Raw genomic sequence first — 18,329 nt, forward strand, 5'->3', positions numbered from 1 at the left:
GGACCAGGGCTTAGGTCACATTGAGTGTCGCTCAAACAGTGCATTGCCACCCCCCGCCCTGCCAAGGGAGTCCCCCCATGCCCATCGAACAGCGCGGAGTCGACACCATCCCGGAGGAGGAACGGACCAGCGGTCCCCGTGACCTGATCTCGATCCTCCTCGGCTCCAATCTCTGCCTCGGCGTGATCGTCTTCGGCTGGCTTCCCCCGTCCTTCGGACTGGGTCTGTGGCCCTCGGTCACCGCCATCGTGACCGGCACCCTCGTCGGCATCGCCTTCACCGCGCCGCTGGCGCTCGTATCCCTGCGCACGGGGACCAACCTCTCCACCTCCAGCGGCGCCCAGTTCGGCGTCCGCGGCCGGCTCGTCGGCTCGGTGGTCGGCCTGCTGCTCTCCCTCGGCTACACCGCGCTGACCCTGTGGATAGGCGGCGACGTGATGGTCGGCGCCCTGTCCCGGCTCACCGGACTGCCGGACACCGGAGTCTCCCGGGCCGTGATGTACGGCGTGCTCGCCGCATGCACCGTCGTCGGAGCCGTCTTCGGCTACCGGCTGCTGCTGCGCATGAGCAAGGTGCTCTCCATCGGCATGGTGCTGCTGCTGGCCGTCGGCGTGTTCGCCTACGCACCCGACTTCACCACCGCCGCTCCGCCGGACACCGCGTACCTGCTCGGCTCCTTCTGGCCGACCTGGCTGCTCGCCGCCGTCGCCGCCGGGCTCAGCGGGCCCGTCGCCTTCATCACCCTGCTCGGCGACTACACCCGCTACATCTCCCCGCGCAGGCACAGCTCCCGCAAGGTGCTCTGGTCCACCGGGCTCGGCCTGCTCGTCGGGCTGCTGATCCCGCAGCTCTTCGGCACCTACACCGCGCTCGCCGCCCGGGCCGGCGCCGAGTACGCCGGTCCGCTGGTCGACGCCGCGCCGTTCTGGTACCTGGTTCCGCTGCTGGTCGCCGCGGCCGCCGGATCGGTGGGCAACGCCGGGCTGATGCTCTACTCCATGGGCCTCGACCTCGACGCCATCGTCCCCAAGGCCACCCGCACCACGGCCACCGTGATCGCCGCGGCCGTGGCCACCGCGTTCGTGTTCGTCGGCTCCTTCGAGTGGGACGTACAGGCCGCGATGACCTCGTTCGTGCTGCTGCTGACCGCGATCGGCACCCCGTGGGCCGTGATCACCCTCATCGGCTACGTCCGCTGCCGCGGTCGCTACGACGCCGAGGCCCTGCAGGTCTTCAACCGTCGCGCCAAGGGCGGGGTCTACTGGTTCCGCGGCGGCTGGAACGTCCCGGCCACCCTCTCCTGGGCCGTCGGCGCGGGCGTCGGCCTGCTCGCCGTGACCACCCCGTTCTACGAGGGCCCGCTGCTGGCCCTCACCAACGGCGTGGACTGCTCCTTCGTCCTCTCCGGCCTGACCGGCGGCCTGGTCTACACGGTCCTGACCGCCCTTACGGCCCCCGCCCCGGCGCCCGCCGAGCAGGCCGCCGAGGAGCCGGTGGCCGCCTGAGCCACCCGTACTCCGGTTCTGCTCCGGCGGTCAACCATCCGGCCTGCGGCGGCGTCCATCCCTATAGCGGCGGCCGACAGACAGGGGCCGACGCGTTCGGCACGGGGAGGCGTCATGGAAGAACTCGCATACGTGGCGGGAAAGATCGCCAAGGGAGTCGCGGGCCTGGCCTACGCCTTCGGTGACACCCTGGTGGGCCTCGGCCCGGACGGGACGAGGCGGGAGCGCGGCAAGAAGCGCGAGGACGAGAAGAAGCACGAGGGCGAGGGCGAGGCGGACGGGAAGCGCTGACCACGCCCCCCTCCCCCGCACACGCCGAAGGCCCCCTGCGCATCGCGCGGGGGGCCTTCGGCGTGTGCGGACTGCGGGCTCCAGCCTGCAGGCTCCGACTGCGGGCTCTAGCCCAGCTGGTGCATCCAGCCGTGGGTGTCGGCGTTGTGGCCGGTCTGGAGGTCCAGGAGGGCCTTGCGGAGCTTCATGGTGACCTCGCCGGGCTCACCGTTGCCCTGGGTCCAGTTCGCGCGCTCCGACTTGACGGAGCCGACCGGGGTGATCACAGCGGCCGTACCGCAGGCGAAGACCTCGGTCAGGGTGCCGTTCTCGTTGTCGCGCTTCCAGTCCTCGGTGGTGATCCGGCCCTCCTCGGCGGTGTAGCCGAGGTCGCGGGCGATGGTGAGGAGGGAGTCGCGGGTGATGCCGGGGAGGAGCGAGCCGGTGAGCTCGGGGGTGACGATGCGGTCGCCGTACACGAAGTACAGGTTCATCCCGCCCATCTCCTCGATCCAGCGGTGCTCGACGGCGTCGAGCCAGACCACCTGGTCGCAGCCGTGCTCGGCGGCCTGGGCCTGCGCGACGAGGGACGCCGCGTAGTTGCCGCCGGTCTTGGCGGCGCCGGTGCCGCCCTTGGCGGCGCGGACGTACTCCTCGGAGAGCCAGACGGAGACGGGCTTGACGCCCCCGGGGAAGTAGGCGCCGGCGGGCGAGGCGATCACGATGAAGAGGAACTCGTTCGCCGGGCGGACGCCGAGGCCGACCTCCGTGGCGAACATGAAGGGCCGCAGGTAGAGCGAGGCCTCGCCGGAGTCCGGCACCCAGCCGCGGTCCTGCTTGATCAGCGCGTCACAGGCGGCGATGAACAGCTCGGTCGGCAGCTCCGGCATCGCCATCCGGCGGGCGGAGGCCTGGAAGCGCTCGGCGTTGGCCTGCGGGCGGAAGGTGGCGACGGTGCCGTCGGGCTGCTTGTAGGCCTTGAGCCCCTCGAAGATCGTCTGCGCGTAGTGCAGGGTCATGTTCGCCGGGTCCATCGACAGCGGCGCGTACGGGACCAGCTCGGCGTCGTGCCAGCCGCGGCCCTCGGTCCACTTGATCGTGACCATGTGGTCGGTGAAGTGGCGGCCGAAGCCGGGGCTGACCAGGATCGCGTCGCGCTCCGCGGCGGACAGGGGGGTCGAGGAGGGCTTCAGCTCGATCGTGGGCGTCGTCATGAGTGCTTGTCCTTCACCGGTTTTGTAGGGCGGACCGCGCTCACGGCGTACTAGGACGTCCGAGCTTCCCCGTATTCCGCGGCCTCGCGTTCGATTATCGCGCGGGAGGACGCTTCGGTGAAACGGGGTGAATGCGGCCCAGGAGAGATGGTGACACCCGGGGCCGCACAGGAAAAGCCGCCGGGTGCGGTGGTCGCGACCCGGCGGCTTCCTGGAGATGGGGCTACCGGGTCAGCCGGCTACTCGCGCGGCGAGGGCGTCGCCGATGGCGTCGGTGGAGCGGAAGGTGCCGTCGCGCTCGGCCAGGTCGGCGGAGACCGCGTCCTCGATGCGGGCGGCCTGGGCCTCGTAGCCGAGGTGGCGCAGCAGGAGGGCGACCGAGAGGATCGTCGCGGTCGGGTCGGCCTTGCCGGTGCCGGCGATGTCCGGGGCCGAGCCGTGGACGGGCTCGAACATGGACGGGAAGGCGCCGGTCGGGTTGATGTTGCCCGAGGCGGCCAGGCCGATTCCGCCGGTCACGGCGGCGGCGAGGTCGGTGAGGATGTCACCGAAGAGGTTGTCCGTGACGATGACGTCGAAGCGCTCCGGCTGGGTGACGAAGAAGATCGTCGCGGCGTCGACGTGCAGGTAGTCGGTGGTGACCTCGGGGTACTCCTGGCCGACCTTGTCGAAGATGTTCTTCCACAGGTGACCGGCGTACACGAGCACGTTGTTCTTGTGGACCAGCGTCAGCTTCTTGCGCGGGCGGCCGTTGGCACGCTCGTACGCGTCACGGACCACGCGCTCCACGCCGTAGGCCGTGTTGAGGCTGACCTCGGTGGCCACCTCGGCCGGGGTGCCGGTGCGCAGGCTGCCGCCGTTGCCGGTGTACGGGCCTTCGGTGCCCTCGCGGACCACGACGAAGTCGATCTCCGGACGGCCGGCGAGCGGGGTGGCCGTGTTGGGGAAGAGCTTCGACGGGCGCAGGTTGATGAAGTGGTCGAAGGCGAAGCGGAGCTTCAGCAGCAGACCGCGCTCCAGGACGCCCGACGGGACCGAGGGGTCGCCGATGGCGCCCAGCAGGATCGCGTCGTGGTGCTTGAGGGCTTCGAGCTCCGCGTCCGGGAGGGTTTCACCGGTGCGGTGCCAGCGCTGGGCGCCGAGGTCGTATTCCTTGGTCTCCAGCTTCACATCCTGGGGCAGGACCGCGGTAAGGACCTTGAGGCCCTGAGCCACGACTTCCTGGCCGATGCCATCACCGGGGATCACTGCGAGATTGATGCTGGTCGACATGGTGGAACCGTACTCCTTGTCCCATCCCTCAGACATATTGCGTCCACCATGTGGACGCAATATGTCTCGGGCCGGGAGTGCTCAGCGGCAGGTCAGTGGCCGGTCGAGCCGCCGTTGTCGCGGCGGTCCAGCGCGCGCTGGAGGGCGGCGGCGGCGTTCTTGCGGTCCGCATCGGCGGAGGCGGAGCGGCGGACGCGGCGGGCGGTGGTGGAGGGGGTGTGCGTCATGGTGATCGACTCCTTGAGATCACGGCGCGGCGGGGCCGCGGATGAGGGGTTCCTTCAAGGCGCCGGAAGAGGCGGGGAGCGGTGCGCGGCAGGGGTTGCCTGCCATGGGGCGCGCGCTCTCGACCGCCATTCGCCGGATCGGCGAGACGTTCGGCTTCTACAACGTAGGCCAGCTCCCGCTGTATGTCTCCGCAATTACTCGGACTTCCTACTATCTGAGACGCCGAACCACCCGGAAGCCCCTCTCCCGGGCTCCGATTTCAGCCGCTCACGGCGCGAAGTTCCCTGATCAGAGCCCGTACGGCGAGGGTTGCAGCAGATTCCGGTGTGGTGACGTACCCCACGCGTCTCACGGGCCCCTCCGGACCCAAACCGGTGACGTCCACGGCTCCGGTCACCTCCCGGAGGGACAGCTCGGGCATGATCGCCATGCCGAGCCCCCGCCCGACCATGGTCAGCACCATCGCGTCGTCCTCCGCCTTGACCGTCGCCCGCGGGATCCAGTCCTGCGCCAGCCACCAGGTGCGGGTGTAGGAGCCGCAGTTCTCGTCCCAGTCCATCAGCGGCAGCGCCTTCGGGTCGGGGTGTCCGGCCGGATGCACCAGGGCGTACGCCTCCTCCACGAGCACCCCGCTCAGCAGGCCGGGCGGCAGGCCCTGCGCCACGCCCAGCGTCGCGATGCCGAGGTCCGCGCGGCCCGCGGCCACCTCCCCGGCCGCGCCGGCGCCGAGCTCGCGCACCACCCGGACCTCGGGGCGGATGCCGGGGTGGCGGGCGGTGAGCCGCTCCAGGGCCGGGGGCAGCAGGTGCAGGGCCGCGCTGCGGAAGGCGGCGATCCGCAGCACGCCGTCCAGCGCCGCCGGGGCGGCCGCCCCGCCCGCGCCGCGCGCCTCCGCGCCCATGACCTCGTACAGCCGCAGGATCCGGCGGGCGTGCCCGACGGCCCGCTCCCCCGCCGGGGTGGGCGAGGCGCCGGTGCGGCCGCGCTCGAAGAGCACCGCGCCGAGCTTGGCCTCGCTGCCGCGCACCGAGTGCGAGACGGCCGACTGGGTGAGGCCGAGCGAGGCGGCCGCGGCGGAGAAGCCGCCGCGCTCGGCGACGGCCACCAGCACCCGCAGTTCCTGCGGGAGGAGCTCGGCCACGGGGCCCTCACCTCGTTCTATGAGCGTCGTTCATGGATGTGCGGCTTCCATGAACCAAACCCCCTGCCCGGCCCGGCGATTCCCTCCTAGCGTCCTCGCCATGACCACGAACACCGCCTGCGCCGTCCACCAGATCGCCCGCCCGGCCGGCTTCCCCGCCGCCTCCGACTTCGCCTACGTCCGCACCCCCGTCCCCGAGCCGCGGCCCGGCACCGCCCTGGTGCAGAACCTGCTGCTCTCCGTGGACCCGTACCACCGCGGACTGATGGACGGCGGCGAGGGCGGCTTCGAACTCGGCACCCCGCTGGAAGGCCGCTCGGTGGGCCGGGTCATCGCCTCCCGCGACCCCGGCCTGGCGGAGGGCGACCTGGTCTTCCACCGCGAGGGCTGGCGCACCCACGCCCTCGTCACCCTGGGCGCGGGCGGCACCCGCACGCTGCGCGGCCACGAGGGCGTCCCGCTGGAGGCGTACCTCTCCATCCTCGGCGGCACCGGCCTGACCGCGTACGCCGCCCTGACCCGCACCGCGGGCCTGCGCGAGGGCGAGGACCTCTTCGTCTCGGCCGCGGCCGGCGGGGTCGGCACGGCCACCGGCCACATCGCCCGGCTGCTCGGTGCCCGCCGGATCATCGGCAGCGCGGGTTCGGCGGCGAAGGTCCGCCACCTCACCGGGGTCCTCGGCTTCGACGCGGCCTTCGACTACCACGACGGGCCGGTCGGCGAGCAGCTCGCACGGGCCGCGGCCGCCACGGGGGCGGGCGGCATCGACGTCTACGTGGACAACGTCGGCGGGGACCACCTGGAGGGGGCGATCGACGTGCTGCGCGAGTACGGACGGATCGCCTGGGTCGGCGGGATCTCGATGTACAACGGCGACCGCTCCCCCGCCGCGCCCCGCAACCTCTTCGAGGTCGTACACAAGTCGCTGCGCCTGGAAGGGGTATTGGTTCGCAATCACACCAATCTGCAGGACGAGCTGGAGGACTTCCTCGTCCCCCATCTGCGCAGCGGCCGGATCGGTACCGACACCACTGTTGTACAGGGGTTTGACCACACGGTGGATGCCTTCCTGGGCATGCTCCGAGGGGACAATCTGGGCAAGATGCTCGTACGGGTCGACGGCTGAATCAGGCCACCCGGATGTTCACCGACTTCTTACCGCACAGATGTAGACCTTTGGCGCGGCTACCGCCACTCTTGCCGTCAATGTGCCAGCGGGGCACTTGAGTTGGAGGCGAGCAGCCAGTGACACCTATCAGCCGCAGAGGATTCGTGGGAATCGGCGCCGGGCTGATGGCAGGGGCGGCCCTGCCCGCGATCGCGCCGACCTCGGCGGCCGCGGCCGCCGCGTCCGGCACGATCACCGACGTGAAGCACGTGGTGATCCTGATGCAGGAGAACCGCAGCTTCGACCACTACTTCGGCAAGCTGAAGGGTGTCCGCGGCTTCAGCGACCGCGCGGCCGGCAACATCCCGGGCGGCTGGGGCATGTTCAACCAGCCCAACTGGGGCGGCCGCCAGTACCCGTGGAAGCTCAGCTCCACCCCGCCGGTGGGCGGGGTCGACGGCGAGACCCTCGCCCAGTGCAACGGCGACCTCCCGCACAGCTGGACCTCGCAGCACGCGGCCTGGAACAAGGGCCGCATGGACAACTTCGTCACCGGCGTCGGCAACACCCGCACCCTCGGGTACCTCGACCGCGGCGACATACCGTTCCACTACGGCCTCGCCGACAACTACACGATCTGCGACGCCTACTTCTGCTCCACCCTGAGCGCGACCGGCCCCAACCGCACCTTCCTGTGGAGCGGCAAGATCGACGCCTCCAGCAAGGACGGCGGCGACGAGTCCGGGCTGACCTGGGAGACGTACGCGGAGGCCCTCCAGCGCGCCGGGATGAGCTGGAAGGTCTACCAGAACGCCCAGGACAACTACGGGGACAACGGGCTCGCCTACTTCAAGAAGTTCACCGACGCCGCCCCCGGCAACCCGCTGTGGGACCGCGGCATGGGCTCCGTCCCCAAGGTCACCGGCTCCACCCCCGACGACATCGCCGCCGCCATCCGCGCGGACGTCGTCGCCGGCACCCTCCCGCAGGTCTCCTGGGTCGTGGCGAACGAGGCCTTCTCCGAGCACCCGTACGCCCCGCCCGGCGACGGCGCGCACTTCGTGGACCTGGTCTACCGCGCGCTCTCGGCCGACCCGGAGGTCTTCGACTCCACCGTCCTCTTCCTCAACTACGACGAGAACGACGGCTTCTTCGACCACGTCCCGCCGCCGGTCGCCCCGCCCGGCACCGCCGGCGAGTACATCGACGGCGTCCCGATCGGGCTCGGCTTCCGCGTCCCGATGATCGTGATGTCCCCGTGGACCCGCGGCGGCTGGGTGAGCTCCGAGGTCTTCGACCACACCTCCGTCCTGCGCTTCATGGAGAAGTGGACGGCCGCGCTCGGCACCCCCGCGAACTGTCCGAACATCAGCGCCTGGCGCCGCAAGGTCACCGGCGACCTGACGGGCGTCTTCGACTTCGCGCACCCGGTCTACGGGGTTCCCGCCGGCCTGCCCTCCACGGCCAAGGTCATCGGCCAGGCGACCTGCGGCCCGCTCCCCAACCCGGTGCCCCAGGACAACGCGCAGCCGGTGCAGGAGGCCGGGACCCGGCCCGCGCGCGCCCTTCCGTACCAGGTCAACGGGAACCTGGACCGCTTCGAGTTCGGGTCGGGCGGCAAGATCCTGGCCTGGTTCTCGATGACGAACGCGGGCGCCGAGGCGAAGCAGGCGGCGCACTTCTCGATCCACCCGCACCAGTACCGGGACACGGCCGCCTGGCAGTACACGGTGGACGCCGGCGCCACGTCGACGGACTACTTCAACATCGGCACGGGCAGCGGCTCCGGCAAGTACGACATCTCGATGTACGGGCCGAACCGCTTCCTGCGGCGCTTCATCGGCGACGCGTCGAAGGCGGGGAAGTCGATCGAGGTCGCGTCCCGCTTCGCGGTGGAGCCGGGCACCGGCAAGACGGCGCTCTACCTCAAGATGACGAACGCCTCGGCCTCGCCGGTCACCTTCACGATCCGCGCGAACGCCTACCGCACGGACGGCCCGTGGACCTACACCGTGCCGGCGAACTCCTCGCGCGAGGACTACTTCAACGCCGTCGCCTACAACAACGGCTGGTACGACTTCACGGTCCTCGCCGACTCCGACGGCACCTGGTCGCGCCGCTACACGGGCCACATCGAGACGGGCGCGCCGAGCATCAGCGGCAGCTAGCGGACGTCGCCTAGAGCACGTCCCCGTCGCGCCAGTCGAAGTACAGCGGCCCGGCGGTGGGATCGAGCAGCACCCCACCGCCGGGCGGCGCCCACACGTACGTCGCCCCCTCCTCCTCGGGCAGCCGCTCGGGCCCGCCGGGCCCGAGCACCCCGATCCGACCCGGCCACACCGACCAGCCGCGGGCGCGGTAGAGCCCGGCCCCCGCCTCCGAGGCCGACAGCGCACCCACTGCGTAGGCCCGCACGACGACCTCCTCCAGGCGGGCCACGACCAGCAGCGGGCTCCCCCACCACCCGTATCCGCTATCCGGACATGAAATATCGCCCACCGGCCGGATTGGGCCGACGCGGCTCTGGCGGTCTGGACCATTGGCTCGGCAGACTCGCCCCATGTCTCCCGATACCCAGCAGTGGACCCCGATCCACGGGCAGCCGTACCGCCCCGCCCCCTACCGCCCCGAGCGGATGCCGGCGCCGGAATCCCTCGCGCGGGCCGCCGAGTTGCGCGAGCGGATGGACGGGCGCAGGACCGTACGCCACTTCTCCACCGACCCGGTGCCCGAGCAGGTGGTCCGCGACGCCATCGCGTGCGCCGCGACCGCACCCTCCGGGGCGCACCAGCAGCCGTGGACCTTCGTACTGGTCAAGGACCCGGCCGTACGGGAGCAGATCCGCGCGGCCGCCGAGCAGGAGGAGCAGCTGTCCTACGACGGCCGCCTCGGCGACGAATGGCTCGCGGCCCTGCGCCCCATCGGCACGGACGCCGTGAAGACCCACCTCACCGACGCCCCGGCCCTGATCGTGGTCTTCCAGCAGCGCTACTGGCTCGGCGAGGACGGCGCGAAGCACAAGCACTACTACGTCGACGAGTCGGTCGGCATCGCGGTCGGCATGCTCCTGTCCGCCCTCCACCTCTCCGGCCTGGCCGCCCTGATCCACACACCGAGCCCGATGCGCTTCCTCTCCCACGTCCTGAACCGCCCCGAGAACGAAAAGGCCTTCGCGGTGATCCCGGTCGGCTACCCGTCGGACGACTGCGAGGTCCCGGACCTGACCCGCAAGTCCCTGGACCAGGTCATCGTGGAGGTCTAGGCGGGGCTGTCCGGCCCGGCGGGCGGCGGTCCCGGTTCGCCGGACGGCTGCCCGCCGAGCGCCCCGGCCAGCCGCATCCCGATCCGCACCCGGTCCTCGGGCGTGCCCGCATCCATGGCTGCCCGCACCTGCCGCAGGATCAGCCAGTCCCGCACCACCTTGGAGACCCCGAGCACGGCGGCGGTGACGATCGCCGCGGTCAGCACGTGGCCCGCCCCGGGTCGGGCGCGTCTGCTGGTTCCTGGAACCGGCACGGGCCGTGCCGCACGGCGACGGACGCCTCACCCAGGTCGATGTCGCCCGCCGCCCCGGAGTCGCCGGACCACCCCTCCCCGAGAGCGCTCCGGCGCAGCCCGTGCATCAGCTTCGCCGCTCCCGACCCGCAGCAGCACATGATGACGAGGTCGTACCACTGGGTGGTCTCGAGGTGCACCCGCCCGTGCTCAGCAGCGGCCTCGGTGATGAGCCTCAGCCGTCGCAGCATCCGGCTGAGCAGCCTGTCCCGGTCCCGGGAGGTCTCTCCCCCGTCGGCCCGGCCGTGCAGCCGGGCCACCTCGGCCGGGTGCAGGCCGTGTCGGTGGCTGCGCCACAGCTGCTCCGGGCCTCCGGCCGCCGGCCCGGTTGGCGGCAGACTCGGGGCCCAGCCCGGCTGCGGATGCACCAGCCGAACTCGTGACTGGCAGGCGGTGCGCGTCAGCCACCACGACCCACCGTCGGAAACGAGGCGCAGCCCTGGGACACCGTGCAGCGCCCCGTCTTCGGAGAGCCGCGGCAGCACGGCGTCGAGGACCTCCCGGGAACGGTCCGGGTGCAGGGTCAGGGATGGCTCCACGGGAGCGGGCCGGATGCCGGTGAGGCCGAGTACCGCCGCTCCTGCGAGTCCGGCGAGGAGCTGGGCGTCGAAAGCCTGCTGATGCGGTGTATCCGCGTCAGGCACGGGCCGCTGCCGGGTGATCAGGCCGTCTTCGGCCCAGCGCATGCAGGCATGATGCGTGAGACCAGTGGCCTTGCGGCAGATGGTGGCAACACGGTGGCGGTTGTCGGTACGCCGGGACATACGTCTCCTCGGGCGCCGCCCCGGCACGGGCACGCAGAAGTCGTACATCTCCGATGTGGAACCCACCCCGCACGGGAACTCGTAAGAGCCCTTCGCCCCCTCGGGTAGCCGGGCCCGAGTGCTGGAGCGTGTCGCCGTACGCGACAACTAACCGAAGGCTAGCAGCGGTTGACGGGATCCGGAGCGGAAAATGGAAACCGCCCCCGCTCCGGACTTGGGGGTACCGGAACGGGGGCGGGGTTCAGTGGGGCCGGGGTCAGCCCATGTGGGGGTAGCCGTAGTCGGTCGGGGCCACCAGGGTCTCCTTGATGGAGCGGGTCGAGGTCCAGCGCATCAGGTTCGACGCCGCGCCGGCCTTGTCGTTGGTGCCCGAGGCGCGGCCGCCGCCGAAGGGCTGCTGGCCGACGACGGCACCGGTCGACTTGTCGTTGATGTAGAAGTTGCCCGCGGCGAAGCGGAGCTTCTCCATCGCGTCGGCCGCCGCGTAGCGGTCCTGGGCGATGACGGCGCCGGTCAGGGCGTACGCCGAGACGGACTCCATCTGGGCCAGCATCGCGTCGAACTCGGCGTCCTCGTAGACGTGGATCGCCAGGATCGGGCCGAAGTACTCGGTCGTGAAGACCTCGTTCTCCGGGTCCGTGCACGCGATGACCGTCGGGCGCACGAAGTAGCCCTCGGAGTCGTCGTACGTGCCGCCCGCGACGATCTCGCAGGTCGGGTCCGCGATGGCGCGGTCGATCGCGGCCTTGTTCTTCGCGAAGGAGCGCTCGTCGATGACGGCGCCGATGAAGTTCGTCAGGTCGCGGACGTCGCCCATGGTGATGCCGTCGACCTCGGCCGCGAAGGCCTCCTTGAAGCCGTCGTTCCAGATCGAGGCCGGGACGTAGGCGCGCGAGGACGCCGAGCACTTCTGGCCCTGGTACTCGAAGGAGCCGCGGGTCAGGGCGGTCTTCAGGATCGCGCGGTCCGCGGACGGGTGCGCGACGACGAAGTCCTTGCCGCCGGTCTCGCCGACCAGGCGCGGGTAGGACTTGTAGTTCTCGATGTTGGTGCCGACCGTCTTCCACAGGTACTGGAAGGTCTTGGTGGAACCGGTGAAGTGGATGCCCGCCAGCTCGGGGTGGGTCAGCGCCACGTCGGAGACGGCGATGCCGTCGCCCGTCACGAGGTTGATGACGCCCTTCGGCAGGCCGGCCTCCTCCAGCAGCTCCATGAGGAGGACCGCGGAGTGGGTCTGCGTCGGGGACGGCTTCCACACGACCACGTTGCCCATCAGGGCCGGGGCGGTCGGCAGGTTGCCCGCGATGGCCGTGAAGTTGAACGGGGTGATCGCGTAGACGAAGCCCTCGAGCGGGCGGTGGTCGCTGCGGTTCCACACGCCGGCGGAGTTGGCGACCGGCTGCTCGGCCAGGATCTGGCGGGCGAAGTGGACGTTGAAGCGCCAGAAGTCGACGAGCTCGCACGGGGTGTCGATCTCGGCCTGCTGCGCGGTCTTCGACTGGCCCAGCATGGTGGACGCGGCCAGCTTCTCGCGCCACGGGCCGGACAGCAGCTCGGCGGCGCGCAGGATGATCGCGGCGCGGTCGTCGAAGGACATCGCGCGCCAGGCAGGGGCGGCGGCCAGGGCGGCGTCGACGGCCTCCTGGGCGTCGGCCCGGGTGGCGTTCGCGTAGGTGCCGATGACCGACTTGTGGTCGTGCGGCTGCACGACGTCGAAGCGCTCGCCGCCGCCCATCCGCTTGACGCCGTTGATCGTCATCGGGAGGTCGATCGGGTTCTCGGACAGCTGCTTCAGCTGCGTTTCGAGGCGCGCGCGCTCCGGGGTGCCGGGGGCGTACGAGTGGACCGGCTCGTTGACCGGCACGGGGACCCGGGTTACAGCGTCCATGATGCGGGGTGCTCCTTGAGCTAGTGGGAGGGCCTAGTTCTTGGTGATCATCGAGCGGAGGAAGAAGAGCAGGTTGGCCGGCTTCTCCGCGAGGCGCCGCATGAAGTAGCCGTACCAGTCGGTCCCGTACGCCGTGTAGACGCGCATCCGGTGGCCCTCGGCGGCCAGCCGCAGGTGCTCCTCGCCGCGGATGCCGTACAGCATCTGGAACTCGTACTCGTCCAGCTTGCGGCCCGCCTTGCGGGCGAGCTCCTGGCCGATGGCGATCAGGCGCGGGTCGTGGGACCCGATCATCGGGTAGCCCTCGCCCTCCATCAGGATCTTCAGGATGCGGACGTACGCCTTGTCGATCTCGGCCTTGTCCTGGTACGCGACCTCGGCGGGCTCCTTGTAGGCGCCCTTCACGATGCGCACGCGGCTGCCGGCCGCGGCCAGGCGGCGGGCGTCGGCCTCGGTGCGGAAGAGGTACGCCTGGATGACGCAGCCGGTCTGCGGGAAGTCCCGGCGCAGCTCCTCGTGGATGGCGAACATCGAGTCGAGGGTGGTGTGGTCCTCGGCGTCCAGGGTCACGGTGGTGCCGATGGCGGCGGCGGCCTCGACCACCGGGCGGACGTTGGCGAGGGCGAGCTCGTGGCCGCCCTCCAGCGCCTGGCCGAACATGGACAGCTTCACCGACATCTCGACGGTCTCGCCGAGGCCCAGGTGCGCGAGCTGCTCGATGAGCTCCAGGTACGCGTCGCGCGCGGCGTGGGACTGCTCCACGGTGGTGATGTCCTCGCCGACGACGTCGAGGGTCACCTCCAGGCCCTTGCCCGTCAGGTCCTCGACGATCGGGATGACCTGGTCGACCGTCTCACCGGGGATGAACCGGTTCACCACGGGCTTGGTCACCGGGGCGGCAGAGACGATTCGGCGCATCTTGTCGCTGCGCGAGGCGGCGAGGATCGCGGGACCCAGCACGGGGTACCTCCAACGGGGGCGGACAGAAGGAGACATTCAGCCCGCGCCGGGACGACGGAGGCCATAAGGAAAACGCAAGTAAAACCACCGTGAAACCTAGGGATCTCCCCGATCCTCTGCCATCGACAGCTGTCACGCATCCGTGGCCCGGATCTCATACATCTGTCTGAAGAGCCGGTCCGGGGGTGGGAGAATGTGCGGGTGAAGGGCGATTACCAGGACCTGGTGGACGAGATTTCGGCGCTGCTCGGCGCTCCGGCGACGCTGGAGAACCGGGACTTCCGCCTCATCGCCTTCGGCGCGCACGACAGCGATGACGATCTGGCCATGGACCCCGTACGGACCCGCTCGATCCTGACCCGCCAGTCGACGGCGGCCGTCCGGTCCTGGTTCGAGGGCTTCGGCATCGCCCGCGCCACCGGGCCGGTCAGGATCCCGGCCGCCCCCGACGCCGGTGTCTTCCGGGGCCGGATCTGCCTGCCGGTGCGCTACCGCGGGATCGTCCAGGGCTACGTATGGCTCCTCGATCAGGAGCCCGGCCCCGACGCGGAGGCGCTGGACGCCGCCATGGAGGTGGCCCAGCGGATCGGGCTGCTGCTCGCGGAGGAGGCCCGGGCGGGGGCCGACCTGTCCCGGGAGTTCCTCGCGGTGCTCACCGCCGGGCGCGGCTGGCAGCAGGACATGGCGGTGGCCGCGCTACGGGTGGCACTCGGTCCGAGCGGCGAGGGAGCGCACGCCGCGGTCTGCGTGAGCCCGTGGTCCGGCGAGGCCCCGGCTTCGGTCCCGGGAGCGGCGGCCGTGTGCGTGGTCCCCTGGCCGGGGGCCGGCGAGCAGCAACCCCACCCGGGCGGCGGCGGCCCGGCGGGGCACTCCCTCGCGGTCCTGATCCGCCTGCGCGGCGCGGACCCGCTGGCTCCGGCACTCACCGCGATCTCCCGCCTGATGCCCCGCGCGGCCGGCGGGACCGGGGCCGCCGCCACCCCCGGCACGCCGAAGCAGGTCGCCGCCACCCGGAGCGCAGCGACCGGCGGCAAGACCACCGCACCGGCGGCGGCCGCCGGAGTGACCTCCGGAGTGACAGCCGGGGTGTCCGACCCCGTGCGGGCGCTCACCGCACTGCCCGCCGCCTGGCAGCAGGCCACCGCCGCCGCCCGGGCCGCAGCCGCCGCCGGCCCGCGGCTCGGCCCGGTCGCGCAGTGGTCGGCGATCGGGCCCTACCGCATGCTGGCCTCCGTCGCCGAGGAGGCCCTCGACGACCCGGTGGCCCGCGCCCTGCGCGGCCCGGCCAACCCCGAACTGGCCCGTACGGCCGAGGTGTTCCTGGACTGCGCCGGCCAGGCGGGCCGCGCGGCGGCGGCCCTGGGAATCCACCGCCAGACCCTGTACTACCGGCTGTCCCGGGTGGAGCAGCTCACCGGGCTCGACCTGGACGAGGGCGAGGACCGCCTGCTCCTCCACATGGCCCTCAAGGCCGCCCGCCTGGCGTAGGACGAGGCCGGTCCGCGGCGAGCAGACCCCGCCAGTTCTCGCGCAGGGTGGTGTTCAGGGCGTCGTGGAACAGGCGGTAGACGGTGGTGCCGTCCGCGGTGTCGGTGGTGAGGTAGCCGCCGAGCGGTGAGGCGAGGAGGTCGGCGATGTCGGTGTCTCCGTAGGTGCGCTCGGGGTCGTCGGCGACGGCGTTGGCGAACGCCGGCCAGATCCGTCGCCAGGGAAGGCCGCGGCCCCGGGCGAAGGCGACGGCGCGCAGCAGGTGGACCGCCGTCAGCCGGTCTTCGGGGTCGGGCCGGTGGGCCTCGAGATCGGCTCGGAAGACACCGAGGACACCGGCGTCGACCGTCGCCAGCCAGGACCGGTCGGCGGGGTCCACGGGGGCGGGCCGGGCGGCGAGGGAGGCCGCGGCGATGCGGGTCACCAGGAAGGACGTGCCCGCATGAGCGGCCAGGGCGCGCGCCACGGCCGTGACGGTCTGCGGATCGGTCCCGGCGTAGGGGCTGCCCGGGGTGGTGGCGAGGATGTCGGCGGCGTAGTCGGCCAGGTCTCCGTCGTGCCACCAGGGGGCTTCGTCGACACGGATGCGGTGCGCCGCGAGCAGCCGTTCGGCCTGGTCGGCGAGTGGCACGCCCCGCGCGGGAGGTGCCGTGGGCGGGGTGCCGTCGTCGCCGCCGGGCGAGCGCACGCCGATGATCAGCCGCATCCGCTCGTGGTGGGGGTCGAGGCGGGCCAGGACGCCGGTGAGGAGGGTGAGCGGGTCGCCGGCCTCGTCGAGGGCGTCGAGGACGACGACGAGCGGCGTGCTGCCGGTGGCGAGCCAGTGCTGCCAGGCGGTGATCCATTCGTCGAGTGACGGCGTGGCCCCCGCGACCGCGGGAGTGGGGACGTCGAGGGCCGCGCAGAGTTGGGCGATGACCTCGTGGGCGGTCTTTCCGGTGGCCAGGACCGCCACGTCCACCGCCCCCTCGCGGGGGCGGAGTTCCTCGGGGACGGTCTCCAGGTGGTCGCGGTAGCGGGCGCGGAACGCGGGGTCGCTCAAGGTCACCAGCCGGGCCAGGGCCGAGGACTTGCCGCTGCCCGCGGCCCCGGTGACCACCGTCGCCCCCGCCCGGCCACCGGCCGCGGCCATGATGTCCTCGACCAGTTTCCGGCGGCCCGTGAACAGCCAGCCCGGCTCGCTCGATCGGGCCACGCCGCGCGAGCGGGGCTCCCAGTGGGCGTTGACGTCGCTCTGGGGCAGCGCCAGGTCGCTGCGGCGCGCGGCGACGGGGGTCCTGTCCTCGGGGCGGTAGTGGGGATTGGGCAGGCAGGGGTGCGGGCCCGACAGCTGACTGCCCGGCAGCGGGATCAGCCGTTGGCCGACGCCGAGTTTGCCCTGTACGCCGTCCAGGAACACCCGTACGTCCAGCAGCGGGATCTCCGGTCCGGCGTACGCCTCACCCACCGGGGAGCGCAGTTCGTCGAGGAACGCGGTCACCGCAGCGGTCAGCGCCCCTGTCACGGCCTCCTTGTCCTTCGTCGCGCTGGGGAGCGCCAGCCAGGTGCCGGGCAGGTTGGTCTCGAACGCGGCGACCTCGGCGATCGTCTGCCCCGCGAAGCACTGGTCGAGGACCAGGAACAAGTGGCGGATCCGGGTGTCCCTGAGCCAGTTGACCAGGTCCACCGTCCGCAGGGCGGTGGACGCCAGCCGGTCGGATTCGGTCGCCTTCAGTACCGTCCAGTGCGCGCCTCCCTCGATGACGCCGTGGCCGGTGACGAAGACGACCGCCGCGTCCGCCTCCCGCCACCGCCGCTCCGGCGGGGGATCCTCCAGGGCGTCGCGAACGGCGCCCTTGGTCGGATCCTCCGCCAGACGCGGGTACAGCGGTGCGAAGGCCCGCGCTCCGAGGTCGGGTGAACACAGCCACGCGCGCATGGCCTTCACCTCGTCCCCCACGGCCAGGGGCCCGAAGCCGGGATCGTCGTACTCGGAGGTGGCGATGGCGACGAAGTGCCGTCGCAGGACGTCTTCGTCGGCCGGTGGCGCGCTCACCGCGCCAGGTCCGGCAGCGCCTCCAGCACCGCGGCGCCGGTCTGCTTCTTGCTCAGGTACCGGGACACCGCGTGCGCGTCGCCCCCGTTGTCCACCGTCACGTCGCGCACGCGGGGCCAGTGCTCGGACAGGTCGCCCGCGAACGCCACCGGGTCACGCGCGTCGCGTACGTTCACCCACTCCTTCAGCCCCGGCGGCAGCCCGCTCGCTCCGTGGTCGGGGTGGGCCATCAGCGCCCGTACGAACCGTGTCCCCAGCGGCGAGCCCACGGTGAGCAGCAGGTCCAGCTTGCTGCGCGGGTGCCGGCGGACGAACTCGAACGCCACGACCGACCCCAGCGAATGCCCCACCAGCACCCGGGTGTCGGCCGTGACCGACGCGTCGACGACCGCGTCGATGCCCGCCTTCAGCTCCGGATCGCGCAGATAGCTGCGCACCTGCCGGAAGGCGCCCACGAACAGCAGGGCCGCCCCGGGCCCGAAGCGCCAGTCCAGTGCCCTGAACGCCACCTGGAAGGGCCGGGGCACCCGCGAGTACCCCTTGGTCGCCTGCGTCGCGCTCGCCTCGAACGCCTGCGCACCGGCCGCATCGTGCGCCGCCGCGAGCAGTTCCTCCTGCTCCTCGTGGCTCAGCTCCGCCAGGTCCGCCGGGTCTTCCGCGGCCGCACCGGCCTTGGTTCCGGTTCCGGCTCGGGCTCCGGTTCCGGTGCGGCCGGTGGCGTCCAGGAACAGCCGCCCGTAGTAGGCCAGGTCGAACGGCAGCTCGGCCACGCGCCGTCCGGACAGGGCCGCTTCCACACCGTCCGTCAGCGACGGACTCCACACTGCCGCCAACTGGCCGCGCCCCAGCTGCTGCTGGGCAATCCCGTGCACCCCGACGATCACCGACACTCCACACACCC

17 protein-coding genes are annotated in these 18,329 nt (G+C 71.8%); 6 read left to right on the forward strand and 11 right to left on the reverse strand.

All coding sequences use genetic code 11. From position 1 onward, the window contains the following. The first annotated feature begins 77 nt into the window (after window positions 1–77). Entirely contained in the window at window positions 78–1,505 is a 1,428-nt protein-coding gene (locus OG898_RS03875) for a cytosine permease (RefSeq protein ID WP_250742442.1), read from the forward strand. A 114-nt stretch (window positions 1,506–1,619) separates the two neighbouring features. Further along, entirely contained in the window at window positions 1,620–1,796 is a 177-nt protein-coding gene (locus tag OG898_RS03880) for a hypothetical protein (RefSeq protein WP_266954977.1), read from the forward strand. A 107-nt stretch (window positions 1,797–1,903) separates the two neighbouring features. Here OG898_RS03880 and OG898_RS03885 read toward each other — a convergent pair whose 3' ends face one another. The 4 genes from OG898_RS03885 to OG898_RS03900 all read right to left on the reverse strand — a co-directional run bounded on the left by OG898_RS03885 (window position 1,904) and on the right by OG898_RS03900 (window position 5,630). Then, entirely contained in the window at window positions 1,904–2,989 is a 1,086-nt protein-coding gene (locus OG898_RS03885) for a branched-chain amino acid aminotransferase (protein WP_250742444.1), read from the reverse strand. 231 nt (window positions 2,990–3,220) lie between these two features. Beyond that, the gene (locus OG898_RS03890; protein ID WP_250742445.1) at window positions 3,221–4,261 is read right to left on the reverse strand and encodes a 3-isopropylmalate dehydrogenase; all 1,041 of its coding nucleotides are present in this window, start codon (window positions 4,259–4,261) and stop codon (window positions 3,221–3,223) included. A 92-nt stretch (window positions 4,262–4,353) separates the two neighbouring features. Beyond that, the gene (locus OG898_RS03895; RefSeq protein WP_266881296.1) at window positions 4,354–4,488 is read right to left on the reverse strand and encodes a hypothetical protein; all 135 of its coding nucleotides are present in this window, start codon (window positions 4,486–4,488) and stop codon (window positions 4,354–4,356) included. 260 nt (window positions 4,489–4,748) lie between these two features. Next, window positions 4,749–5,630 carry a LysR family transcriptional regulator gene (locus OG898_RS03900; protein ID WP_250742446.1) on the reverse strand — a complete coding sequence of 294 codons (882 nt, stop codon included), beginning with the start codon at window positions 5,628–5,630 and terminating at the stop codon, window positions 4,749–4,751. Between the two features lie 100 nt (window positions 5,631–5,730). Here OG898_RS03900 and OG898_RS03905 point away from each other — a divergent pair, with 100 nt between their 5' ends. Then, window positions 5,731–6,756: an NADP-dependent oxidoreductase gene (locus OG898_RS03905; protein WP_266954980.1), complete on the forward strand. Its 1,026-nt coding sequence runs from the start codon at window positions 5,731–5,733 to the stop codon at window positions 6,754–6,756. A gap of 119 nt (window positions 6,757–6,875) precedes the next feature. Next, entirely contained in the window at window positions 6,876–8,906 is a 2,031-nt protein-coding gene (locus tag OG898_RS03910) for a phosphocholine-specific phospholipase C (RefSeq protein WP_266954982.1), read from the forward strand. A gap of 10 nt (window positions 8,907–8,916) precedes the next feature. On the opposite strand, the gene OG898_RS03915 is transcribed toward OG898_RS03910, so the two are convergent. Next, the gene (locus tag OG898_RS03915) at window positions 8,917–9,177 is read right to left on the reverse strand and encodes a hypothetical protein (protein ID WP_323184810.1); all 261 of its coding nucleotides are present in this window, start codon (window positions 9,175–9,177) and stop codon (window positions 8,917–8,919) included. Between the two features lie 121 nt (window positions 9,178–9,298). Here OG898_RS03915 and OG898_RS03920 point away from each other — a divergent pair, with 121 nt between their 5' ends. Further along, window positions 9,299–10,000: a nitroreductase family protein gene (locus OG898_RS03920; protein ID WP_266954984.1), complete on the forward strand. Its 702-nt coding sequence runs from the start codon at window positions 9,299–9,301 to the stop codon at window positions 9,998–10,000. Here the strand turns inward: OG898_RS03920 and OG898_RS03925 are convergent. The 4 genes from OG898_RS03925 to OG898_RS03940 all read right to left on the reverse strand — a co-directional run bounded on the left by OG898_RS03925 (window position 9,997) and on the right by OG898_RS03940 (window position 13,905). After that, entirely contained in the window at window positions 9,997–10,206 is a 210-nt protein-coding gene (locus OG898_RS03925; protein WP_250742450.1) for a hypothetical protein, read from the reverse strand. The genes OG898_RS03920 and OG898_RS03925 overlap by 4 nt on opposite strands. Then, entirely contained in the window at window positions 10,200–10,979 is a 780-nt protein-coding gene (locus OG898_RS03930; RefSeq protein WP_266954986.1) for a hypothetical protein, read from the reverse strand. The genes OG898_RS03925 and OG898_RS03930 overlap by 7 nt, the downstream gene beginning before the upstream one ends. Window positions 10,980–11,313: 334 nt before the next feature. Next, window positions 11,314–12,945, reverse strand: a complete 1,632-nt coding sequence (gene pruA, locus OG898_RS03935; protein ID WP_250742452.1) for an L-glutamate gamma-semialdehyde dehydrogenase — start codon at window positions 12,943–12,945, stop codon at window positions 11,314–11,316. Between the two features lie 33 nt (window positions 12,946–12,978). Next, window positions 12,979–13,905, reverse strand: a complete 927-nt coding sequence (locus OG898_RS03940) for a proline dehydrogenase family protein (RefSeq protein ID WP_250742453.1) — start codon at window positions 13,903–13,905, stop codon at window positions 12,979–12,981. Window positions 13,906–14,106: 201 nt separating this feature from the next. On the opposite strand from OG898_RS03940, the gene OG898_RS03945 reads away from it, so the two are divergent. Then, window positions 14,107–15,393: a CdaR family transcriptional regulator gene (locus OG898_RS03945; RefSeq protein ID WP_266954989.1), complete on the forward strand. Its 1,287-nt coding sequence runs from the start codon at window positions 14,107–14,109 to the stop codon at window positions 15,391–15,393. On the opposite strand, the gene OG898_RS03950 is transcribed toward OG898_RS03945, so the two are convergent. Both OG898_RS03950 and OG898_RS03955 read right to left on the reverse strand, forming a co-directional pair. Then, the gene (locus OG898_RS03950; protein ID WP_266954991.1) at window positions 15,371–17,428 is read right to left on the reverse strand and encodes an AAA family ATPase; all 2,058 of its coding nucleotides are present in this window, start codon (window positions 17,426–17,428) and stop codon (window positions 15,371–15,373) included. The two genes, OG898_RS03945 and OG898_RS03950, sit on opposite strands and share 23 nt — an antisense overlap. Beyond that, the gene (locus OG898_RS03955; protein ID WP_266954993.1) at window positions 17,425–18,318 is read right to left on the reverse strand and encodes a hypothetical protein; all 894 of its coding nucleotides are present in this window, start codon (window positions 18,316–18,318) and stop codon (window positions 17,425–17,427) included. Before OG898_RS03955 ends, OG898_RS03950 begins: the two co-directional genes overlap by 4 nt. Between the last annotated feature and the right edge of the window lie 11 nt (window positions 18,319–18,329).

Origin of the sequence: Streptomyces sp. NBC_00193, assembly GCF_026342735.1 — a bacterium.
GTDB classification, from domain to species: domain Bacteria; phylum Actinomycetota; class Actinomycetes; order Streptomycetales; family Streptomycetaceae; genus Streptomyces; species Streptomyces stoeckheimensis.